The organism is Prevotella multiformis, from assembly GCF_018127985.1.
GTDB classification, from domain to species: Bacteria; Bacteroidota; Bacteroidia; order Bacteroidales; family Bacteroidaceae; genus Prevotella; species Prevotella multiformis.
Genome location: NZ_CP072357.1, coordinates 1,596,676 through 1,611,351, shown reverse-complemented (window position 1 = coordinate 1,611,351; position 14,676 = coordinate 1,596,676). Strand labels below are relative to the sequence as shown.

Here is a 14,676-nt window from a genome sequence, read left to right as displayed (position 1 = left end):
AACTTCTAAATTAAAACAACATGACAAAGAGATTTCAGCAATGGGCGTATGCCCTTGCAGCGGGCGTGATTGCCCTGACAATGTGTTTCAGTATCAGTGCGTGCAGCAGTGACAATGACGACAACAACGGAGGTGACGGAATCAGTCCTGTCCTTTTCAGCGACTTCAATGGGACGATTGGCGTCAACTATCCATTGGGATTTACCGGCCAATTCGTAGGTTTCTCCATCCCGAAGAGCATGGCGGGAAAGGAAGTCGACCTGACGAAGCCGGGCGAATGGACTGCCGGCGGCTCTATTGTGCATGGGCTCCATGACTATGATGAACATTTCTTCAAGAAAGGCAGCTATGTCTATCTTCGCCAGACCGGCGAGCACGAGATAGAGCTCCGCTTCAAGTTCATCTGGAAAGACGGGACAAAGGAAGGCAGCTACAAGGGCAGGATGACCACACAAAAGGATGCCCTCGACTGGGCGCACAAGCAAGGTCTGTATTAACAGACAAGACTTCCGACGGACAGGAAAATCCCTGTATCAAAATGAAACAGGCGGACAGACGAAAGGGTCTGTCCGCCTGTTTTGCGGTTTCATACAGGGCATACGCATCATCCCACCTGGCTGCCGGGCTTCACCTCGCCCAGCGTCGTCGTGACGGTGAGCGACCCGTCGAAGTTGACGGCCGAGAGAATCATTCCCTGGCTCTCGATGCCCATCATCCTGCGGGGGGCGAAGTTGGCAACGAAGAGAACGTCCTTGCCTGTGAGCTGCTCCGGCTCGTAGTAGGCGGCGATACTGCTGAGGATGGTACGCTCCGTACCGGAACCGTCGTCGAGGGTGAACTTCAGCAGCTTCTTGCTCTTCTTCACCTTCTCGCACCGGAGGATGTGGCCTACACGGATGTCCAGCTTCTCGAAGTCGTCGAAAGGAATCTCCTTCTTCACCGGCCCGGCCTTGTAGGCAGCCTCCTCGTTGGCCTTGCGGGTCTCCTCCAGCTTGCGGAGCTGTGCCTCGATGGCCTCGTCTTCAATCTTATCGAAAAGGAGTTCCGGTTCGGCCAGCTGCTTGCCGGCAGGGAGCAGGTCGGTAGACCCAAGCTCGCTCCAGTCGTATTCCGTCATGTTGATCATGCTGCGGAGCTTCTTGCTGCTGAACGGAAGGAAGGGCTCAAAGGCGATGCTGAGGTTGGCGACGAGCTGGAGCGAGAGGTTGAGGATGGTCTCCACGCGCTTCGGATCGGTCTTCCATACCTTCCACGGCTCACACTCGGTGATGTACTTGTTGCCGATGCGGGCAAGATTCATCGCCTCCTTCTGCGCCTCGCGGAACTTGAACGCCTCGAGATAAGCCTCCACCTTTTCCTTGACATCCTGGAACTCCCGGATGGTCTGGCGATCCACGTCGTGCAGCTCGCCGCAGGCAGGAACGACACCGTCCCAGTACTTCTTCGTCAGCTGCAGCGCACGGTTCACGAAGTTGCCGTAGACAGCCACCAGCTCGGAGTTGTTGCGCTCCTGAAAGTCCTTCCAGGTGAAGTTGTTGTCCTTGGTCTCCGGAGCGTTGGCTGTCAGCACATAGCGCAGCACGTCCTGCTTTCCTTCAAAGTCGCGGAGGTACTCATGGAGCCACACGGCCCAGTTCTTGCTCGTGGAAATCTTGTTGTCCTCGAGGTTCAGGAACTCGTTTGCCGGCACATTGTCGGGCAGGATGTAACCGCCGTGCGCCTTCAGCATCGTCGGGAAGATAAGACAGTGGAAGACGATGTTGTCCTTTCCGATGAAGTGGACGAGACGCGTCTCCGGGTCCTGCCACCACTTCTGCCAGCTGCCGAAACGTTCGGGATCGCTGTCGCACAGTTCCTTGGTGTTCGAGATATAGCCGATCGGCGCATCGAACCATACGTAGAGTACCTTTCCTTCAGCCCCTTCAACCGGGACAGGGATGCCCCAGTCGAGGTCGCGGGTCATAGCACGGGGCTGCAGGTCCATGTCGAGCCAGCTCTTGCACTGTCCGTAGACATTCGGACGCCACTCCTTGTGGTCCCCGAGAATCCACCGCTTCAGCCACTCCTGATAGTTGTTCAGCGGCAGATACCAGTTCTTCGTCTTCCTGATGACGGGCTGTGAACCGGAGATGGTAGAGTGCGGGTTCTTCAGTTCCATCGGGCTGAGGTCGCTGCCGCACTTCTCACACTGGTCGCCGTAGGCGTTGGGATTGCCGCAGTGGGGACATTCGCCCATGATGTAACGGTCGGCAAGGAACTGACGGGCTTCCTCGTCGTAATACTGTTCGCTCTCCTTTTCGACGAGCTTGCCGTCATCGTAGAGCTTGCGGAAGAAGTCGGAAGCGAACTTGTTGTGGGTGGGACTTGTCGTGCGGCTGTACACGTCGAACGAGATGCCGAACTCCTCGAACGAATCCTTGATCAGCTTATGATAGCGGTCGCACACGTCCTGCGGCGTGATGCCTTCCTTCTTGGCACGGATCGTGATGGGCACACCGTGCTCGTCGCTGCCGCCGATGAAGACGACCTCCCGCTTCTTCAGCCGGAGATAACGCACATAGATGTCTGCCGGGACATACACGCCGGCAAGATGTCCTATATGTACACCGCCGTTGGCGTAAGGCAGAGCCGCCGTCACCGTGGTGCGCTTGAAATTCTTTTCTTCCATAAATATTTGCTTGTTGTTTCTTTGCTCCAATCTGACGAATCTGTACCAAGGCGCTATTCCCCTTGCACCATACACATCCGGAAATCTGCTGCAAAGTTACTGTAAATAAGGTAAACAGCAAAGAAATTAGAGACAAAAGCCTGTTGCGGCCCATGCCGTCATCACATTTCTGCCGACTTTCCCGAGGGACTGCCAAAACATACAGGCGGACAAAGATTGGCCTCCGCAGCCCGTGCGGTTCACCTGTCAGCAGCCATCCTACCCGGCTCTCTCAGCCGGAGGGCTACGCCTCTTAACCCGTCAGCCAGGCCTGAAAGCAAGACGAAACACTGTCAACCAAAAACATTAGATTACGGTCTGAATCCGACTTCACAGTCGGGCGGCATGTCCCGGACGTCTGGGAATCCTGTTCCCAACGCCCGGGAACAGGACTCCCAACGGCTGGGAGCAGGATTCCCAACCGGTTGGGAACAGCAGTCCCGGCAGCCGCACCATGGGAGGACTGCCCCTCCAGCGGAAAAGGAAACATGGGTCTCGTCTTATCCTCTTCCGCCGCTCGTGAAGGAACCTGCGTGTGTCATAGGACAATTGAATTTCTATAATAGACGGGAGAGGCGGGGCAGGCTCCGGAAACCTCATACATACGTCTCCCCTTTCTTCATCTGTACCTCATTGACGTATTTCCTCACCAGTGCAGAAGAATCCTCTTTCTTGCAGATAAACAGCACATTGTCCTTCTCTGCCACGATATAGCCGTCCAGACCGTTGATGACCGCCAGCCTGCCCTTGGGCAACTTGATGATGTTGTCCGTTGCGTTCTCAAGAATGACATCCGAATCGACGACGACATTGTCATTCTCGCATTTGCTCATCGCCTCGTAGAGTCCATGCCATGTTCCCAGATCCGCCCAGCCGAAATCACATTTCATCACATAGACATTGTCCGACTTCTCCAGCACCCCGTAGTCTAACGACATATTCGGATAGAGCGGGAAATTCTCCTGCATGAAGTTGTCTTCCGCCTCTATCGTGGTAATCTTTTCCTTACACTCCTCCGTGTGAAGGAGGGAGGGGAGGACTTTGGAAAGACTCTGCCGGAAGTAGCGGGCATTGGCGAGGAAGAGACCTGTGTTCCAGTACCATTCCCTGCTGTCCATGAACATCCGGGCAAAACTCCTGTCGGGCTTCTCCGTGAACGCCTGCACCTTATATATACCGTTCGCCCCCGTATAGACACCCTTCTGTATATAGCCGTAACCGGGCTCGGGGCGGGTCGGCCTGACACCCATCGTGAGCAGTGCGTCGTTGGCCTCGACAAACTGCAGTCCGTCTTCAACGTTCCGGCGGAAGTCCCCGTCGTTGACGATATGCTGGTCGGAGGGCGAAACGACGAGGTTGGCCCTGGGGTTGGACATCATGATGCGGTGTACAGCCCAAGCCACACTGGGGGCGGTGTTCCGGTGGATCGGCTCTGCCAGGATATGCTCCATGGGGATCTCGGGCAGCTGGCCGCGGACAATGTCAAGGTATTTCCGACTGGTATTTATATAGATGTTCTCCCTGGGAAGGATGCGGACAAAGCGGTCGAAGGTCTGCTGGAGCTGCGTCCGCCCTGAACCGAAGAAATCAATGAACTGCTTAGGATACCTGTCCCTGCTGCAGGGCCAGAGCCGTCTGCCCTTACCGCCAGCAAGAATCACGCAATAGTTGTTTTGTTTCGTAGTCATTATTTGTCTAAGCTAACCTGTTTCTATCCCCAAAGATACCCTATATATATCATACCTCCAAATCTTTTTTGTTTAAATACCAAAAATCACGACGAATCATGGAACGCCCGAGATTTTGTCACTTAAAAATTTGCCCCATTCAGATTTTCTCCCTAACTTTGCACCTGTTGTTCCGACAACAATTTATGCCCAGATGGCGGAATAGGTAGACGCGCTGGTCTCAAACACCAGTGGAGCAATCCATCCCGGTTCGAGCCCGGGTCTGGGTACTACAAATCCCTTGTAAATCGCTGATTTGCAAGGGGTTTTTCTGGGTCAGTCCTAAAACCCAGTTGCAAGCCTATTCTGGGTCAGTCCTAAAACCCAGTTGCAAGCCTATACTCTTAAGCACACAATTTCATAAGCCTATATAAAAAGAAAGGAATATCTGTAACTCCTCTGAACTGTGCCCTGAATGCCTTAACCTTAGCATTGAATGACTCGGCATTTGCATTCGTAGCTCTGTTTACAAAGAAATTGAGTATGGTTTGATAATGATTTTCAAACGTGTCAATCACTGTGTAGAAATTGTCCACTCCCAGCTCTTCAACCTCATTAAACCATTTTGCCAGCTTCAGCCTTGCAGCATCCTTGATGCTCTTGATGTTATAAATGTCGGTAAGTTTCATAGCCAAATCATATGCCTTTTTCAGTGTCGGATAATGTTCAAAGATGATTTCCGCCCTACCTTTCTGTGTTTCAGTCCACTTGGTCTTGTGCTTGGTCAATATGAACTTTGCTCTGGCGAGCAACTGCTTGCGCGTGTCACCATTGCTGTATCTAAATGGTATATATTCCTTACCCTTACTTTTAGCTTCTTTTATCTCCTCATTCTCTTTATCTCTTGCCATCCATCGGTAAGCAATACGCATGTCATCCAGAGCATCATAATATAGTTTCTGCACATGAAATCTGTCATTGGTAATAAGTGCTTTTGGAAAAACAGAGCGGGCTATGCGCATCATAGAAGATGATAAATCGAGTGTTATCTCCTTGACTGTCTTTCGTTTAGAAAGGTTTATCGTCTTGAGAACCTGGATGACGTCCTCTGCCTTGGTCCCTTTAACCACAGCTACCAAAGTCCCTTTTCTGCCCTTTCCCGCCTTGTTGGTCAGAAAAGTATAAACCTCGCCACTGCTTAGACAGGTCTCATCAATACTTAGGTTCTCACCTATGTTATCTTCAAACAATAGCCAGTCTTGAGCATGCCCCAACTGGTCCCAGCTACGATAATCACTGAAATGTTCCTTGTACTGTGTGGATAACTGCTTGCCATTTACGCCATAGTGCGCACCGATGCTTGCGATGCTCTCTGCAGTGGACTCAATTCTATTCTTTTAAAAAAGAAACGAACTCGGGGGATAGTTTACTGCCCTCGGCCGTCAAGTCATCATATGAATAAGTAAATATCTCTCCGTTGGAACTGTCACGCCACTTGCGACGGCGAACATGGAGGTAGACGGCTTTGCCACGAAGAGGAAAGTCCTGAATTACACGCTCGCTGGTAAAACCATAACTGCTTACAGTGCCTAGCTTATGGTCTGACTTTTCCATAAAGTTACGCTCGTCAAGCCAAAAGTCAAACTGGGAAACACTCTCTTGAATATCGACAACATCAAAGTAGTCGGCAAGTACATCTGGAAAGATGCAACGTAATAGTTGGTCACTCTTCATGATGCAAAGGTAATAAATACTTATGGAATTATGTGCTTAAGAGTATAGGCTTGCAACTGGGTTTTAGGACTGACCCCCTATTCTCTTAAGCACACAATTTCATAAGTCTATATAAAAAGAAAGGAATATCTGTCACTCCTCTGAACTGTGCCCTGAATGCCTTAACTTTAGCATTGAATGACTCGGCATTTGCATTCGTAGCTCTGTTTACAAAGAAATTGAGTATGGTTTGATAATGATTTTCAAACGTGTCAATCACTGTGTAGAAATTGTCCACTCCCAGCTCTTCAACCTCATTGAACCATTTAGCCAGCTTCAGTCTTGCCGCATCCTTGATGCTCTTGATGTTATAAATATCGGTAAGTTTCATAGCCAGATCATATGCCTTTTTCAGTGTAGGATAATGTTCAAAGATGATTTCCGCCCTGGCTTTCTGTGCTTCAGTCCACTTGGTCCTGTGCTTGGTCAATATGAACTTTGCCCTGGCGAGCAACTGCTTACGCGTGTCACCATTGCTGTATCTAAATGGTATATATTCCTTTCCCTCACTTTTAGCTTCTTTTATCTCCTGGTTCTCTTTATCCCTTGCCATCCACCGGTAAGCGATACGCATGTCATCCAGAGCATCATAATACAGTTTCTGCACATGAAACCTGTCATTGGTAATGAGTGCTTTGGGAAAAACAGCACGGGCTATGCGCATCATCGAAGATGACAAATCAAGTGTTATCTCTTTGACAGTCTTTCGTTTGGACAGGTCTATCTTCTTGACAACCTGAATAACGTCCTCTGCCTTGGTCCCTTTAACCACAGCCACTAAAGTTCCATTTCCGCCCTTTCCCGCCTTGTTGGTCAGAAAAGTATAGACCTCGCCACTGCTTAGACAGGTCTCATCAATACTTAGGTTCTCACCTATGTTATCTTCAAACAACAGCCAGTCTTGAGCATGATCCAACTGATCCCAGCTACGATAATCACTGAAATGTTCCTTGTACTGTGTGGATAACAGCTTGCCATTTACGCCATAGTGAGCACCGATACTTGCGATGCTCTCTGCAGTGGACTCAATTCTATTCTTTTAAAAAAGAAACGAACTCGGGGGATAGTCTACTGCCCTCAGCCGTCAAATCATCATATGAATAAGTAAATATCTCTCCGTTGGAACTGTCACGCCACTTGCGACGGCGGACATGGAGGTAAACTGCTTTGCCACGAAGGGGAAAGTCCTGAATAACACGCTCGCTGGTAAAACCATAACTGCTTACAGTGCCTAACTTATGGTCTGACTTTTCCATGAAGTTACGCTCGTCAAGCCAAAAGTCAAACTGGGAAACACTCTCTTGAATATCGACAACATCAAAGTAGTCGGCAAGTACATCTGGAAAGATGCAACGTAATAATTGGTGACTCTTCATGATGCAAAGGTAATAAATACTTATGAAATTGTGTGCTTAAGAGAATAGGCTTGCAACTGGGTTTTAGGACTGACCCGTTTTTCTTTTTCAACATGTACTAACTAACAAAACACAAGACACAGGCCGGGACTAACAGCTGAAGTCGTCATCTACCTCAGCGGCTTTCCCCAGCTGCTGCCCGCCCTGCGCACAAGATGACAGGAACAGCACGACCCTGAGATTCTCATAATGTGCCGGTACCGAAAGAACCAGGTCCAGCTTTCCGTCACCATCCAGGTCGCCGGCAAAGAGAAGACGGAACCAAGCATCATCCACCTGCGCTTCCCGGACAATCCGCTCTCCGTTCAGCAGCAGACAGTAATTCTTGTAGATGTCCTCCCCTTTCGCCTTTGCCTCCAACTTGTAAAGTTTCCCGGAAAAAGTGAAATTACGGACAGTACCGGGTTCAAGGTAAGAACTGTCCGAGAGTTCAATGTCGGCTACTTGTACCTTCCCCATTCTTATGGGCAGCTGATTGACAAACAGAATCGTTTTCCGCTTTCCCCGCAGGTCTGATGCCAAATCACCTGTACAGGGGTCTTCCTCTTTCCGAATGCGATAATGCGCCTTTCCAACGTAATAATCCTTTCCTTGCTGGTAAAGTTCAGCCCAGTTCCTGTTTATCAGCGTGTCCGGGTCACACAGGCGATAGAGGAAGGGTACAAGAATCTTATACGTAATTGGCTTCGCCCTCACGGTTTCTGCAACCTCCATTTTCTTTGCGGAGACCGTATCCTTCCGCAATACCAGTTCCTCATGAACACTGCCGACAGGTTTCCTGTCCGTACACGACAGGAGCATCACACAAAGAACCGGCAATAAGAAAAGTGTCTTTTTCCTCATCATAATCATACGCTTAACGCCTTCCGGCATACGACATCTTCCATCTAAACACATTGCAAAAATAATGTTTTTCCTTGTATATTACAACCTGTCGGCTGTACTTTTCCACATACCGTTTCAACAGCCGTCTTCGTAGTAGCCACCTTTTTCCTTGATGTAGTCGATGAGTTCTGCGAAGAGCGGGTTCTGTCTTAACGTTGCCTCATTGCCGGTAAGAACCAGCTGCTTGCGTGCCCGTGTGATGGCGACGTTCAGCTTCCGGTCGATGGGCTGGCCGTCCTCATAGAAAGTATTGGCGGTGAGGAAATCGAGCTGGTAACGGCTCTGAATCGTGAAGGAATAGAGGATGATGTCACGCTGGCTGCCCTGGTAGCGTTCGACCGTGTCGATGCTGATTTCTTCCAGTCCCGGGATGCCGAGTTTCTCGATTTCCCTGCGAATCATGGCTATCTGATTGCGGTAGGGAACGATGACTCCCACGGATTTCTGCGGATTGAAGTCGCTGCCGAGCTGCCGGTGCAGACGGCGGAGCAGATCGGCAATGATCCGTGCTTCTTCCGTGTTTACCTTTTCGGAAACATTCAGTTGCCGGCAGGGTCTTGAAGGAATGAAAATCATGCGATGGGTCTTCAAGAAGTCGTCAGTCTCGTCTTCGCTTACTTCATGATAAGGCAAGGTCTGTTCCAGCTGATGCGCCAAGGGCACACATTCCAGTTGCTCTTTCGCATAGAACCTGCGGTTGGCAAAATCGGCAATGTCAGGGTGCATTCGTCCTTGTCTGTGCAGTGTGCCGATGAAGTCTGCGCGTCCTGCTGCCCGCTCAGTGAGGATGAGCCGCTCGAAGAGGGAGTTGGCGCAGGAGGTGAGGTGGATAGCTTCCAGTGTTTCGTCTTCGACTATCACTTCCGCATCACTCTGTTGCACAACCGCCGGCAGCTGTTTGTGGTCGCCGATCAGTATGAACTTCCCGATTGCCCGCTCTTCCCCGTGCCGGCTTGTCAGCAGCCCGATAATATTCGGTTCTAATATCTGACTCGCCTCGTCGATGACGGCGAGGTCAAACTGCTTGATGTTGAACAGGGCAGAACGGGAATTCATCGTTGAGGTGGTGGCTACCACAATCTGCGCATTCTCCAAGGTCGACCTGATGGTGTGAAGAGACGGGTTCTCGTCGATGATCTCCTGCAACAGATGGTCGCTGTATTCCGGGGAACAACTGAACTCATTACCCACGCGGATATAATCGAGCTTGTTCGCTGAAAGCATGTTGCAGATCTCGTCGACAGCACGATTTGTATAGGCCAGGAGAAGGATTGAACTTTGAGCCTTGGCCTTTGGGCTTTGAACATTATTACATTCTGCTAACTGTTCACGCACAAGGAACTGCAGTGCCTGTGAGGTCTTCCCCGTCCCCGGAGGACCGATGAGGAGAAAATAGTCCTGCGCCTGCTTTGCTTTCAGGAGGATCTCGTCATAACCGGGATGGTAACTGTGCGACAATCTCAAGGTCTTGTCCACACGTGGCGCACGCTGGCCGAGAAGCAGCCGGCGGCGGTCTGTTTCCGAAGTGATGAACGTGTAGAGACTCCGGATGGCCGATGTGCCGCCGATGTCGCTTCCGGCATGTTCGATGGCGAAGCGTTCTCCGCTGATCAGGTCGGGGTTCTGCTGTCCGTCGCTGAGGTGTACGACGATTCGGTCGCTGTGTATCTCCTGCAGCGATCCCTTGAAAAGAATGCTTTTCCGCACGTCCGGTTCTTCGTTTTTCCTGTACGCATAGAGGTAGACCATGTCTCCTCTGCGGAAATTCGGCAGGAAGTCATCCCCCTGCCGGGGTATGCAGAGTGTCACCGTGTCGTAGCCGTTGGACGAGGTGCTGCGTTCTTTGCCCATGAGGGTCAGTTCTGTGTAGATGTTGCCTGTCTCTTTCTTCTCTGCCAGAGGCATGTTCCAGAGGTCGGCACAGCTGTTTCCCACGCCCTCCTGCGCTCCCACTTTCGATACAAGCTGTTCCTTGATGACGAAGGTCATCATACGCATGAAGTAGGCCCGTTCCAGGCTGTCGAGCCGGTGGAGGGGTGCAAGCGTCTCCGTAAGCTGTGGCAGGAGGTATTCATGATAGAACCGGTCGTTCTGTTTCCCGGTGTTCAATGTCTGTGGGGTAAGCAGTGGCAGTATTCTGCCAAATCCGTTCTCTGCCATCCAGAACTCCGTCGCCACGGCCTGGTTGCGGAAGCGGATGGCCTCGTGCAGGAGCGATTGCAGCGGCTCCACCTCGAGCAGTCCGTCGGGCAGAGGATATTTCGAGTACATCAGCCGGATGTGTGCCTGTTTCGGGGTAAGGCGGAAGTTGTATTGCAGAATGCCGTAGTAGAGGAGCAGCTGTACATAATGTTTCTCCACATGGAGTGACCCGTGCGGATTCCGGAACTTGCGTTCGATAAAGATGTTCTTGCCCGACTTCTGTTCGACAAGCAGCTTCAGGTCGGTCGTCATCAGGTCCACACGTCCCTGTATGCCCAGCCGTTCGCAGACGAAAGACGGCTCGAGGATGGCTTTCCCACGGTCGAAAGTGCGGAAGATTTCATCCACAATGTCCTTGATGTTCTCCACCTGCCGTCCGGCCTCCTGCTTGAAGGCTGCGGCGTCAAAGTCGGGGCAGGTGGCGAAGTCCAGTGCCTTCTCCCGGAAGTTGGAGCGGAAGGTGTCCTTGATGTCGTAGTGTCCGGGATGGTTGATGATGTCATCGAGTGCAGCCCCGGCGAAGTTACCCAGCACGGTGTATTTGTTGGCAGGCCGTGTACCGAGCCGGTTGACCGTGAAGAGCAGCGGGTGGTGTCCGTAACTCTCAAAACAGTTGGCGATGGCGGATATATCCAGCAGATAGTCGGGCTCAACGACGATGAGCCTTGGCACTACCTTCCGGTGTGTGACGGTGCAGTCGAGGAGGTCCAGCTGCATCCCCTCGCGCAGCAGCGGTCGCAGATAGCTGAAGTCGACATATTCTGGCGTGTCCGTATAGTCTACCGTCAGGAGATTCTCACTGCAGTCCTGATTCGTCACGGCCACTTGTATGGTTTTCTCGTTCCACTTCCTTACGATGCAGCGGATGTAACGGTAGTTTGCAATCTGTATGTACTCCGTCATGCGCCCGTGTTCCGGTATCCTACCGACGAGGAACGGGGGGACCGGCTCCTGTACGACAGCAGAGACGAAGAGAGCGAGGGCACGGCAGTCGTAAGCCACGTCGTCGGGCAGGACGGGTGCGCTGGAATTGCTGTGCCGGCGCATCTTCTGGATGGCGACGATGTCCTGTGGAGCTATGTTATGCTGCCGGCAGAGCGACTCTACCTGCGACGAGAGGTTGCCGAAACCGTGGCGGGTCTCCTTCAGTCCTTCGTGACAGGCGATGACGAGTGCCTCGTGCATGATGCGCGGCTGTGCTTCTGCCGGCGCTGAGAGGATGTCGGCGATGCGTGTGAAAAGTTCGTGTGCCATAGAAAAGTATCTCTCCGTCCTTCCCGAAGAAGAGGAGTTGAAATTATGCAGTGCGTGAGGACGGAATCTTTAGTGTATCTCCTGTGTGAAAGCTGTTGCCTTGAAACCGGGTCATTACAGATTGTCTTTGCAGTCAGACGGCACTTGTCCTGAATTATTTCCGTGAAGAGAAGAATTTCTTTTCACGAAGACAAACATTTCTTTTCATGAAGAAAAAATATTTCTTTTCACGAAAATAATTCCGCAAAGATAGCTTTGCCCTGTTCTTTACTGTCCTCCCAGGCGTTCAAAGAAAGTGATGATTTCTTCCCAGGTTTTGAACTCATCGCTGCCGAAGTGCAGTGTTGTTCCGAGGAAGTCGTCGTTTCCGGTGCTGCTGATGAGGTAGTCGCCATAAAGAAGCTGTGGCTGGTTGGTGAAGACGACGTGATCCCATGCCGGCGTACTGAAGGTCTCTTCAATCCATTCCTGCTGTCTGGCAATGACTTCCGGACTGTTCGTCGGAGCAGGACAGACGAAGAAGACGTTGTAGCTGTCGAGTAAGAACTCGTAGGCTTTGTGGAGGCTCGACTTCGGTTTTCCGTACCCGTCGGCAAGGGTGTTCTGGTCGATGAATACTGTCCGGCGTTCGCATCCCTCCTGACGGTCGTCAATCCATCGGACGACCGGCATGAGATAGTGGAAGATGGCCTTTTCTATGAGGCGGTGTTCTCCGTGGAAGCGGATGGCCTGCGGGTAATGTTCCCGGAACAGATCGAAGGTGTGGACAATGGGGTCGGCATCGCCGAAGAGCCCGAAGACGTGCTGCCGTTCCTCTTCCGTCACCTGCGAGAAGCATTGCTCGGTCATGTCCCTGTATTCCTTCACCAGTGCCTTGGTGACGATGACCTCCTGCACGCCGTCCTGCCGTTCGTTCTGGTAGACCTGTTTCCCCATCATATTGCTCTCGGTGAGGGTTGACCCCATCTGGAAAGCAGGGTTCACGCAGATGCGGTCAATACCATAGAGCATCTCTGTGTACATGCCTCCCATCGACGTGCCGATGATAAGGTCGGGCTTCTCTGTGCCGACGAGATTCCGCAGCAGTTCCATCGCCTCTTCGGGATGTAGGGGGAGGTCGGGGGCGATGACGGTTGCCTGAGGCATGTAGTCGCGCAGAATCTGTGCGGTGTGGGTGGATCCGGCTGACATGAAGCCGTGAACGTAGATGATTTTCTTCCCAGCCATGAGGTCGGGGAAGGTTTTCTTATATTGATTTTCCATAAGCGGTGATAAGCAGTGATAAGCGGTGATGAGTCTTACCCTGACTGGCTTCCGTCAGGCACTCCCCTCCTTCTGAAGAGCCGGGGGAGGCTTCACTATACCAGCGGCAGGCTGATTCCGTTTATCTTCTGATAGATGTCCAGAGCATAGATGTCCGTCATGCCGCTGATATAGTCGAGCACAGCCATGATGCGGGTCTCCTTGTCGGGACTCTGGATGTCGTACTGGCTGGAGAAGCGGTGGATGAGCTGCTGGCTGTGGAAATGGTCCGGCTCGACAGCTGCACCGATGAGGGCTTCCATGAGTGTCTCCATGATCTTATAGCCTGACAGTTCGACGTCGAGTACGGCCTTGCTGCGGTAAATCTTGTCTTTGGACACCTCCGTACAGTGCCTGTAAGCCTGACAGGGCAGTTCGGAGATATGTTGGATGAGCGACCCCTCGAACGTCCCGTTGAGAATTTCCTCCTCGCGTTCGACAAAGACCCTGACGCACTCTGCCTCCAGCAGACCCACGGCACAGGCCCGGAAGTAAACCACCTGTTCGTTCCGGTCGGTCACCCCTTCCTCCTCTATCCGCCTGCGGATGCTCTGCTTCGCCTGCTCATCGAAAAAGCCGAGAAGCAGGTCGGCGGTCTCCTCAAACGACAGGAGCTTGAGCTTGTGCGAATCCTCGATGTCCATGATTTCATAGCAGATGTCGTCTGCTGCCTCCATCAGATAGGTCAGCGGATGTCGGACGTAGCAGATGCCTTCCGCCGAACCGTCTTTGCGGATAATGCCCAGTTCGTCTGCTATCTTCTGATACGTTTTCTCCTCCGTGGCAAAGAATCCGAACTTGCCGTGCTTCCCTGCATAGGAAGAGCTGAAGGGGTACTTCACGATGCTGGCCAGCGTACTGTAAGTCATGACGAATCCGCCCTCCCTTCTGCCCAGGAAACGGTGCGTGAGCAGACGGAAGGCGTTGGCGTTGCCCTCGAAGTGGGTGATGTCGTCCCAGAAGCGGCGGCTCACATCCTTCTCCAGACCGGCTCCCGGCCCTTCGATGAAGAATGCCTGGATGGCCTTCTCGCCGCTGTGACCGAACGGAGGATTCCCCATGTCGTGCGCATAGCAGGCTGTCTGTACGATCGTGCCGATCTCTTCGAAGAGCGTCCCGCGCAGCTCCGGATGGACTTCCGTCAGTTTCCGTGCTACGTCATCGCCCAGCGACTTGCCCAGTGAAGCCACCTCCAGCGAGTGGGTAAGGCGGTTGTGTACGAAGACGCTGCCCGGAAGCGGGAACACCTGGGTCTTGTTCTGCAGCCGCCGGAACGGTGCGGAATAAATCAGCCGGTCGCTGTCGCGTTTGAACTCGGAGCGGTCGTCGTGCCGCAGTGCGTGCCGGTCTTCCTGTCCGAGCCGCTTGTTGGAGATGAGTCGTTGCCAGTCCATAAGTGTTGGGTGTTGATGAATTGCCGACGGGGTGTCGGGTTGAGGCGGAATATTGAAAGCCACACGCAAAAGTAATT

The 14,676-nt window shown here is 52.2% G+C and carries 11 protein-coding genes and 1 tRNA gene; 2 read left to right on the top strand and 10 right to left on the bottom strand.

Features of this window, described 5'->3' with window-relative positions:
* Positions 1 to 20: 20 nt before the first annotated feature.
* Positions 21 to 497 carry a hypothetical protein gene (locus J4864_RS06340; RefSeq protein WP_211814128.1) on the top strand — a complete coding sequence of 159 codons (477 nt, stop codon included), beginning with the start codon at positions 21 to 23 and terminating at the stop codon, positions 495 to 497.
* A gap of 107 nt (positions 498 to 604) precedes the next feature.
* Here J4864_RS06340 and metG read toward each other — a convergent pair whose 3' ends face one another.
* Positions 605 to 2,668, bottom strand: coding sequence for a methionine--tRNA ligase (gene metG / locus J4864_RS06335; protein ID WP_211814127.1), 2,064 nt, complete (start codon positions 2,666 to 2,668; stop codon positions 605 to 607).
* Positions 2,669 to 3,303: 635 nt separating this feature from the next.
* A complete protein-coding gene (locus J4864_RS06330; protein ID WP_211814126.1) occupies positions 3,304 to 4,395 on the bottom strand; it encodes a mannose-1-phosphate guanylyltransferase in 1,092 nt (363 codons plus the stop codon).
* A gap of 187 nt (positions 4,396 to 4,582) precedes the next feature.
* Here J4864_RS06330 and J4864_RS06325 point away from each other — a divergent pair.
* Positions 4,583 to 4,664: transfer RNA gene (locus J4864_RS06325), tRNA-Leu, on the top strand.
* 114 nt (positions 4,665 to 4,778) lie between these two features.
* Here the strand turns inward: J4864_RS06325 and J4864_RS06320 are convergent.
* The 8 genes from J4864_RS06320 to dgt all read right to left on the bottom strand — a co-directional run bounded on the left by J4864_RS06320 (position 4,779) and on the right by dgt (position 14,599).
* Positions 4,779 to 5,762 (bottom strand): ISAon1 family transposase, encoded by a 984-nt coding sequence (locus J4864_RS06320; protein WP_449579656.1) that lies wholly within the window; start codon positions 5,760 to 5,762, stop codon positions 4,779 to 4,781.
* Between the two features lies 1 nt (position 5,763).
* On the bottom strand, positions 5,764 to 6,108 hold the full coding sequence (locus J4864_RS06315) for an ISAon1 family transposase N-terminal region protein (protein WP_211813571.1): 345 nt from the start codon (positions 6,106 to 6,108) through the stop codon (positions 5,764 to 5,766).
* Positions 6,109 to 6,193: 85 nt separating this feature from the next.
* Positions 6,194 to 7,177 carry an ISAon1 family transposase gene (locus J4864_RS06310; RefSeq protein ID WP_449579661.1) on the bottom strand — a complete coding sequence of 328 codons (984 nt, stop codon included), beginning with the start codon at positions 7,175 to 7,177 and terminating at the stop codon, positions 6,194 to 6,196.
* Position 7,178: 1 nt separating this feature from the next.
* A complete protein-coding gene (locus J4864_RS06305; protein WP_211805765.1) occupies positions 7,179 to 7,523 on the bottom strand; it encodes an ISAon1 family transposase N-terminal region protein in 345 nt (114 codons plus the stop codon).
* Between the two features lie 129 nt (positions 7,524 to 7,652).
* Complete coding sequence (locus J4864_RS06300) at positions 7,653 to 8,408, bottom strand: FG-GAP repeat protein (protein ID WP_246479389.1); 756 nt, start codon at positions 8,406 to 8,408, stop codon at positions 7,653 to 7,655.
* A 114-nt stretch (positions 8,409 to 8,522) separates the two neighbouring features.
* On the bottom strand, positions 8,523 to 11,903 hold the full coding sequence (locus J4864_RS06295) for a DEAD/DEAH box helicase (protein ID WP_211814123.1): 3,381 nt from the start codon (positions 11,901 to 11,903) through the stop codon (positions 8,523 to 8,525).
* A gap of 267 nt (positions 11,904 to 12,170) precedes the next feature.
* Complete coding sequence (locus J4864_RS06290) at positions 12,171 to 13,166, bottom strand: YqiA/YcfP family alpha/beta fold hydrolase (protein WP_211814122.1); 996 nt, start codon at positions 13,164 to 13,166, stop codon at positions 12,171 to 12,173.
* A 95-nt stretch (positions 13,167 to 13,261) separates the two neighbouring features.
* Positions 13,262 to 14,599: a dGTP triphosphohydrolase gene (gene dgt / locus J4864_RS06285; protein ID WP_211814121.1), complete on the bottom strand. Its 1,338-nt coding sequence runs from the start codon at positions 14,597 to 14,599 to the stop codon at positions 13,262 to 13,264.
* Between the last annotated feature and the right edge of the window lie 77 nt (positions 14,600 to 14,676).

Excerpts from the sequence above, each read along its gene's own strand:
- J4864_RS06295 (WP_211814123.1), bottom strand. The coding sequence starts at position 11,903 with ATGGCACACGAACTTTTCACACGCATCGCCGACATCCTCTCAGCGCCG.
- dgt (WP_211814121.1), bottom strand. The coding sequence starts at position 14,599 with ATGGACTGGCAACGACTCATCTCCAACAAGCGGCTCGGACAGGAAGAC.
- metG (WP_211814127.1), bottom strand. The coding sequence starts at position 2,668 with ATGGAAGAAAAGAATTTCAAGCGCACCACGGTGACGGCGGCTCTGCCT.
- J4864_RS06290 (WP_211814122.1), bottom strand. The coding sequence starts at position 13,166 with ATGGAAAATCAATATAAGAAAACCTTCCCCGACCTCATGGCTGGGAAG.
- J4864_RS06300 (WP_246479389.1), bottom strand. The coding sequence starts at position 8,408 with ATGATGAGGAAAAAGACACTTTTCTTATTGCCGGTTCTTTGTGTGATG.
- J4864_RS06305 (WP_211805765.1), bottom strand. The coding sequence starts at position 7,523 with ATGAAGAGTCACCAATTATTACGTTGCATCTTTCCAGATGTACTTGCC.
- J4864_RS06330 (WP_211814126.1), bottom strand. The coding sequence starts at position 4,395 with ATGACTACGAAACAAAACAACTATTGCGTGATTCTTGCTGGCGGTAAG.
- J4864_RS06340 (WP_211814128.1), top strand. The coding sequence starts at position 21 with ATGACAAAGAGATTTCAGCAATGGGCGTATGCCCTTGCAGCGGGCGTG.
- J4864_RS06315 (WP_211813571.1), bottom strand. The coding sequence starts at position 6,108 with ATGAAGAGTGACCAACTATTACGTTGCATCTTTCCAGATGTACTTGCC.